At 66.0% G+C, this 6,885-nt stretch carries 8 protein-coding genes, 1 tRNA gene and 2 pseudogenes; 5 read left to right on the top strand and 6 right to left on the bottom strand.

Going from position 1 to position 6,885, the window contains the following annotated elements; all coding sequences use genetic code 11:
* Both MKL20_RS25345 and MKL20_RS25340 read left to right on the top strand, forming a co-directional pair.
* Positions 1-120, top strand: a pseudogene (locus tag MKL20_RS25345) (IS630 family transposase); the annotation flags it as partial.
* A gap of 364 nt (positions 121-484) precedes the next feature.
* On the top strand, positions 485-805 hold the full coding sequence (locus MKL20_RS25340) for a hypothetical protein (protein WP_243966227.1): 321 nt from the start codon (positions 485-487) through the stop codon (positions 803-805).
* 684 nt (positions 806-1,489) lie between these two features.
* Here the strand turns inward: MKL20_RS25340 and MKL20_RS25335 are convergent.
* The gene (locus MKL20_RS25335) at positions 1,490-1,834 is read right to left on the bottom strand and encodes a hypothetical protein (protein ID WP_244038983.1); all 345 of its coding nucleotides are present in this window, start codon (positions 1,832-1,834) and stop codon (positions 1,490-1,492) included.
* A gap of 116 nt (positions 1,835-1,950) precedes the next feature.
* Positions 1,951-2,298: a hypothetical protein gene (locus MKL20_RS25330; protein ID WP_244038982.1), complete on the bottom strand. Its 348-nt coding sequence runs from the start codon at positions 2,296-2,298 to the stop codon at positions 1,951-1,953.
* Positions 2,299-2,402: 104 nt separating this feature from the next.
* Here MKL20_RS25330 and MKL20_RS25325 point away from each other — a divergent pair, with 104 nt between their 5' ends.
* A complete protein-coding gene (locus MKL20_RS25325) occupies positions 2,403-2,615 on the top strand; it encodes a hypothetical protein (RefSeq protein ID WP_244038981.1) in 213 nt (70 codons plus the stop codon).
* Positions 2,616-2,636: 21 nt separating this feature from the next.
* On the opposite strand, the gene MKL20_RS25320 is transcribed toward MKL20_RS25325, so the two are convergent.
* Positions 2,637-2,999: a hypothetical protein gene (locus tag MKL20_RS25320; protein WP_244038980.1), complete on the bottom strand. Its 363-nt coding sequence runs from the start codon at positions 2,997-2,999 to the stop codon at positions 2,637-2,639.
* A 187-nt stretch (positions 3,000-3,186) separates the two neighbouring features.
* Complete coding sequence (locus MKL20_RS25315; RefSeq protein WP_244038979.1) at positions 3,187-3,681, bottom strand: hypothetical protein; 495 nt, start codon at positions 3,679-3,681, stop codon at positions 3,187-3,189.
* 607 nt (positions 3,682-4,288) lie between these two features.
* Between MKL20_RS25315 and MKL20_RS25310 the strand changes: the two genes are divergently transcribed.
* Positions 4,289-4,377, top strand: a tRNA-Leu gene (locus MKL20_RS25310).
* Between the two features lie 418 nt (positions 4,378-4,795).
* Here MKL20_RS25310 and MKL20_RS25305 read toward each other — a convergent pair.
* Positions 4,796-5,758: a GlxA family transcriptional regulator gene (locus MKL20_RS25305; RefSeq protein ID WP_244038978.1), complete on the bottom strand. Its 963-nt coding sequence runs from the start codon at positions 5,756-5,758 to the stop codon at positions 4,796-4,798.
* 114 nt (positions 5,759-5,872) lie between these two features.
* On the opposite strand from MKL20_RS25305, the gene MKL20_RS25300 reads away from it, so the two are divergent.
* Positions 5,873-6,514 carry an HD domain-containing protein gene (locus tag MKL20_RS25300; RefSeq protein ID WP_243966219.1) on the top strand — a complete coding sequence of 214 codons (642 nt, stop codon included), beginning with the start codon at positions 5,873-5,875 and terminating at the stop codon, positions 6,512-6,514.
* 232 nt (positions 6,515-6,746) lie between these two features.
* Here MKL20_RS25300 and MKL20_RS25295 read toward each other — a convergent pair.
* A pseudogene (locus MKL20_RS25295) lies at positions 6,747-6,885 on the bottom strand (porin family protein); the annotation flags it as partial.

The raw sequence follows: 6,885 nt of genomic DNA, 5'->3' as shown, positions 1-6,885 counted from the left end.
CGCGTCTTCAAATCCTACGCCGACATCCTCGACCACTGCTGCGAGGCCTGGAATACCCTCATCAACCGACCCTGGCGCATCATGTCCATTGGACTGCGCGCCTGGGCTCATGGGTTCTGATCAATGAGGATTGGTATTAGCCCGCACATGCGTGAGGTTTCCACGTTGGTTTCCACCCCCTAAGCGTGCGAGCCGTCGCTCTTCCCTGACGGGGCATTGACGGATCCGGCTCGGCAGTGCTCCTCGGCATTGAAAACAATCAATGGAAATCAAATGGCGCGATGCTGTCCCTACTCGGGCGGCTGCACCGCGTCGCGTAACATCAGATCTCGCGCATCCTCGGCTAAAGTCTGAAGCGCGGCCACCACTGCCTGGTGCTGGACGCCGCTAGCGTCGCCTCGGACCCCAATGGCGATGGCAGGGGTTAGCCCCGTGAGAAACCCGATCGCCTCGACGAGTTTCGGCCCGCACCGCGAAGGAATCCATGTCGGACACCACCCTAGCCTCAGTGACGTTTCCCTCCCTCAAGGCCGCTCGATCGGCGCGGACGCGGCTGGCCCGCGCAGGATTTGCCCGCAACAGCATCGAGATCGATCGGCGTGGCGACGCGTTCGAAGTGTCCATCAACACCCGTGAGGAGAACCATGCGCGAGCGGAGCGCATTCTGACGGGCTCGCCTCTGGGCAACGATCTCCGGCAGGCTGGAGAGCAGGCGGCCGACTTCGTTCAGGGCAACCGCTCCCTCGCCTTGGGCTTGGCGGTACTGGCGGGGTTCGCAGTCTTCAGCTTGACGAGCCGGCGCTAAGCGTGATCGTGCCGAGCAAGGCAATGGACGGCCGTTGCTAGGCAGATGTGATCCCAAGACCTCGGCAGCCTCATGCGCTGGCCGAGGCCTGCCCACGGCCCTCTATCTCCGTCGGGGACGCGCGATTGCCGGTGCATCGGCCCAAAGCCGCTCCGGATGACTAATCGAACGACGTGGTCTGAAAGCCGCCCGCCGCCTCGATCACCCTGGCGAGCGCATGTCAGTCGAGATCTGCGCTGACCAGCGTCCGACTGATCGCGCAGACCGAGTTGACCACCGCGCCCGCATGCTCGGACGTGAGGCGCGGGATGATCTTAGCCAGCTTGGTAGCGATTTCGTGAGGGATCGTTGCTGCACCCGCTCAGTTGGGGGCTCGCGTCGCAGCATTTGCGCTCGACCAGCGTGCGACCGTTCGGCCTCCACCCATCGTCAAATGGAGTTCAACGGTCCTGCCGCCGATCCAGGCCACCAATCGGAAGGACTGCCCACGATGCTCTTGAAGGGCTTCTCTTACGTGATGATAGGCGCGCTCGCCTGTGGCCTCGTGATGACGTTCATAGGCTCGGCGAGCCAGATGCTGGGCCTGTAGTGCCAACCGGCGGGCGGCTTGAGCCGTTCCCGAAGACGATTTGATGAATCTGCGGCGGGGTACGAGCCCCGCCGTTTATATGTCCACCCGCGCCCTTAAGCGTCCTCCGACCGCCCCTCCGCCGCGTAGGAGGGCAACAGCGCGTAATCCATCAACTCCTTCACGGCCGGGCCAGTGATGCCGCGCGGGTCCTCGCTGCCGGTCATCTTCAAGCCCTGGGCGAGCGCTTCGATGATGGTCTCGCGCTGCTTCTCGCTCATCAGTGAGATGGCGGTCCCTAGCGTCCTCTGCAGGATGTCCACCCGGACGGTCAGGTCGCGCAGCTCTTCGAGCAGGACGTTCTCAAGGGATGAGGACAATTTGGGCTCCACCGGTTCAATTATTCCGGTGAAGTAGCGCGTTCGACGCTGGTCAGCAGTCAGGCGCGGCTTCTTCGGCACGGCTCATCCTGCTGGAGAGCGTGAGGCTTGCGTGGACGGACACTGTTGCGGCCTCCCGAGGAGGGCAGAGGCTGCCGTCCTCGCAGCGGGTGCGCTTTTTCAGGGCGTATAAGGGCTCACTGCATCAACTTCAGACAGCCTGGGGGCTCGCATTGTGCGTGCAGATGGCCGTTGCTGCTGTTTCGCGCCCAAGCCAGCCGACCTTTGCAGTCCGGACACTCGACGGTGCCACTGCCGGCCGGATCCGCCGCGATCGTCGCCATGACGCGGTGCATGGGATCAGTCCCGGCCGGCGAGGCGATGAATACCGCGTGGAGCCCGGCAGGTAGACCATGAAGCGCGGCGGCCTGCTGGCGGACCTGGCGGGCGTCGTCTCGCACCTCCAGCGTCACGGCTGCGGTGAGCGCCATCTGGCGGGCAGCCTCGATACCGGCGTTGAAGGCGGCGCGCTCGCCGGGCGTCATGTGGCCACTTCCTGCATCGTGATTGAACGATCGGCATCGGCTGCGTCGCTGCCTTCTAGAACCCCCGACTCATCTGGGCGTTGGTTCAGAGTCAGGAGGGCCCCATGGCCTACGACCAAAGCGGCAGCGCAAATCTGTCCGAGAACGAACGTAAAGCCAGTGAATGTGCCGGTCGGAAGCGGCTCGGCGAGAATGGATGGCCGCAGATGCGGCCCCTGCCCAATGAGCAGCGCGCAGCCGACCGCACCAAGACGATCGTGAGGCACAGCCTCAAGCGCTGCTCGCAGGAGACCGAGCCAGCAGCAGGCGAGGAATAGGTCGCAGGTTTGCAGGCGCGTTCACGACACGCGGGCTCCAATCCCGGCCCAGACGCTTTTTAATACGATCGCGCGCCAGTCGGCGTGGGCCATGTCCATCTCGGCGAGCGAATTCATCGCCGCGACCAATGCGTCGGAGCCGCCGGCTGCATGGATGACGTTACCGATCCGGCGCAGCTCGGCCCGGCACGCGGTGCCGATCGGGTCCGTGGTGAGGCCGGGCAGGTCCAGTTCGCCGTAGTGGGGAATCATCGTCGCCTCGTGCCAAGACGTGGAGCTGGCATGGGCCGCCTTGGGGTTCGGCGCGTGGCGACGCTCCAGATCGCCCTTCACGATGACCTGGAGGAGCGCGTCGGCGGCGGTCGCGATGGGGGTCGCTGTCATGCGCTCGCTTTCCTGATCGTGCCTACGGTTGTGGGCGAGACACCGGCCCGGCGGGCGATCTCGCGATCCGTGAGATCATGGCCGAGTAGAGCGACCACGGCGTGTCGCTATCGGCGTTGGTCCGGCGCGGTGGGGGTCGCAAAACTCTACCCCCTTTAGCGTGTCCAGATTGGACAAGAGTTTCCGCCTATTCTAGCGAGAACCCAATCTCTAGATCCAAGGCGCGCAAAGGGTACTCACCTGATGCGTACCCTTTGGCTGAATTTTCAGCCCTTGCCCGAGAAGGAGTTAGCGAAGGGTCGGCAGACTGTGCCTCCCCTTGCTGTCCAGGTTGGACAGGGCCGGTATGGCTCGGATCTGAGCCCTCGGTGGCGCCCACATCTTGCTCGCGGAGCCGCGGGCCCATCCGCTCGATGTCGGCGCGCAGCGTCGCCACAACCGTCCGGTGCTCAGCGTCGCTCTGGCTCACGTCGCCGTTCGCCCAGAAATCCAGCCATGCGCCGCGGGCGCGGAGGTCGTTGAGCGAGCGCGCCGGGGCGGTGTTCAGGATCTCCTCAACAAGGCGTTGGCGGGCCTCCGAGAACAGGTGCGGGTCGCAATAGCGGTCGAGGGTATAGCGCTCGCCGATCAACCGATCCGTGCATTGGAGTTCGGCCCAGGCTGCTGCGACGGTCTCGGGCATCGGCCATGCGCGCGTCACGGCCTGGGTCGAGGCTGCCCCAGCCGTCGAAGCGATAGATCGTGTTCCACGTTTCGCCCGGCCCCAGGAGCGGTTCACACGCCGCGCGCAATGCCGCTTCCATCAGGCTATCGGTGAACACCGCGTCTGCGGATCCGTAGCGGGCCACGATCGCCGCGGCCTTGATGACGCGCGCCCGCTCCCGCTCGGCCATCTCAGCCCTGAACTCGGGCTAATTAAACAGCTCGTCAAAGATGCTGCGCGGCTGGGCGGGCGGCGGGTCGTCCAACTCGGACACGGCTTGGTCTACCGTCATGCCAGCCTTGCCCGCGAGCGTTTCCATCCGGGCGGCGGCCGAGGCCTTCTCGCGCGGGTTGGTGGTGCGATCGTGTAGGGCGCGCACCTTGGCGAAGGTTTTGAGATCAACGGTGACAGGATGGGTCCCCGACCTCGAACTCGGTCATTTCATCGTCGATTGCGATGCCGGTTGAGCATTGCTGCACGTGGATGGGGATCAGCATCTTGCAGGGCTGTACCCGGCAGGCCGGAGGGCGTCGCCCATTCCAACAAGATGAAATTCGCCAATCCTTTCCGTGTGGGAGCAAACCATGAACCTGTCGGAATAGAAAATGTTGCGACACATCTCTCCAGTGCCTTCCAAGCGACAGGTCGTTGGTTCAAGCCCAACCGGGGTCGCCATCCCATATGTTTGGCTTATTGAGCTATTGGCAGGTTGCCTTTGCCGCCTGCCACCGATGTTTCCCGTGAAACACACTCCGGCGTGCGCATCGCGCTCGCAACAGTCTTAGGTCACAGGCCTGGAAGCAGGCTTCGAGAGTCTAAGAACTAGTTTGACTGCGTGATCGCATTCGCGTGACGGTTCTGACTGAGGTGTATCCCAATCGTCCCCTCATCCTGAGGTGCTGCGCAGCAGCCTCGAAGGAGCCCTCCAGGGATCGCCTGGCCAACTGGAGGTCTCCTTCGAGGGCTCCGCTGCGCTACGCCACCTCAGGATGAGATCGAGAATCGGAAAAACCGGTCAAACAGGCTCTGAGAGGGTGCCAAGGTGCTTCCCGCACTGGCCAGCGGGACATTCATTGCCCGCGGATAGGCGCCGCTATCCCCCGCCGTTCCGCCGCCGGAATTCCGCCGGGGTAATGCCGACGTGGCGCACGAAGGCCCGGCGCAGGGTGTCGGCGTTGGCGAAGCCCGTGCGGGCGGCGACCTGCTTGGGCGGGAGGCCCTCCGCCTCCAGGCAGCGCCGTGCCGCCGCGACCCGGGCGGCTTCGACCCAATCGGCCGGGGTCATGCCGACTTCGCTCCGGAACAGGCGCGCGAAATGCCGGGGGCTGAGGCCGGCCCGGTCCGCCAGCCGGGCGACGCTGTGGTCCTCCGCGGGCGCGGCCGCGATCCAGCGCTGGACCTCCTGGAGCACGGCCCGGCCGGAGGGCTCGATCGCGCCGCTGCGGCTGAACTGCATCTGGCCGCCGGGGCGCTTGAAGAACATCACGAGCTGCGCGGCAACCCGCTGGGCTACCGCCCGGCCGAGATCCTCCTCGACCAGGGCCACCGCGAGGTCGAGGCCGGCGGTCACCCCGGCGGCGGTGCAGACCGGCCCGTCGCGGACCTGGATCGCGTCGGGCTCGACCCGAACCGCCGGATAGCGCCGGGCCAAGGCATCGGCGGCGGCCCAATGCGTGGTGATCCGTCGACCGTCCAGCAGCCCGGCTTCCGCAAGCGCGAAGGCCCCCGTGCAGACCGACCCGAAGCGCCGGGCCGACGGCGCCGTGCGCCGCAGCCAGTCGAGCAGGGCGACGGTCGGGCGCCGATGCGGCGCGTCCGGCGATCCGGCCACCAGCAGCGTGTCGAGGGCGCCGGCATCGGCCTCGAAGATGGTCCGATCCGCGAGCAGCCGCGCGCCCGACGAGGTGCGGATCGGGCCGGTCTCCGTGGACACGATCTCGGTCCGGTAGACGACGCGCCCAGCCTGCACGTTCGCCTCCGCGAACACGTCCAGCGGGCCGGAGACGTCGAGCAACTGCACGCCCGGCCCGGCGACGATCACCAGTCTCCGCTCCATTGTGCGCTCCATAGTGTCCGTCGGAAGCGCGATTTGGCCGTTCGAGACGTGTTGCGTCAACTTCGGACGCGGGCGGGAGGCTTAGAATGTCCGGGTCAGCAAGGAGAGAATCCCATGGCTCATCCGATCGGCGACATCGCCATCCCCGACAGCGCGCTCGCCCGGGCGGTGACCGAATGCGTCCGGGATACGGAATCGCCGCTGCTGTTCCACCATTCGAGCCGGGTCTATTACTTCGGAGCCCTGGCGGGGAAGCAGCGCGGCCTGCCCTACGATCCGGAACTGCTCTATGTCGGCGCCATGTTCCACGACATGGGGCTGACCCCGCAGCACAGCAGCGCGGGCGAGCGCTTCGAGGTCGACGGCGCCAACGCGGCCCGGGATTTCCTGCGCGGCCACGGCATCGCGCAGGCCGATATCGACACCGTGTGGGCCGCGATCGCGCTGCACACCACCCCGGGCATCCCGCAGCACATGCATCCCGTCATCGCCCTGGTCACCGCCGGGGTCGAGATGGACGTGCTCGGGCTCACCTACGCGCATTACAGCGACGCCGAGCGCGAGGCGGTCGTGCGGGCGCATCCGCGCAGTCCGCATTTCAAGGAGGACATCATCCAGGCGTTCTACGAGGGGATCCGGCACAAGCCGGACACGACCTTCGGCAACGTCAAGGCCGATGTCATCGCCGACAAGGAGCCGCATTTTCACGCCGGAAACTTTTGCCGCGTGATCCGGACGTCGCCCTGGCGCGGGTGAGGGCGCAAGCCGGCCGGCAGACCGGCCTCGTCCACGAAACGACAAAACCCCGGACGCCATCGGCGTCCGGGGTTTTTCTCGACCTGAGCGGCCAGTCCGATCGGGCTGGGATGCCGAGGCGAGGATTTCGCTTGGGAGGATTTCGCTTGGATGGCGCGCGCGGGTTCTGGCCTGCGCGCGCGATCCAGAAAACCGCTCCCGGCCCGGAGGCCGGGAGCGTCTTCTTGAGGTCTTAGTACGAGCCGAACTTGTAGTTCAGGCCGGCGCGGACGACGGCGAACTCGTCGTCGCGGCGACCGATCGCGCTGGAATAGGCCGGGGCGAGGTTGGCGGCGTTGACGAGCAGGACACCCTGGTTGCGGGTGCCGCGG

Source organism: Methylobacterium sp. E-066, from assembly GCF_022829635.1.
In the GTDB taxonomy this organism is placed as follows: domain Bacteria; phylum Pseudomonadota; class Alphaproteobacteria; order Rhizobiales; family Beijerinckiaceae; genus Methylobacterium.
This window is presented reverse-complemented; position numbering and strand designations above follow the sequence as displayed.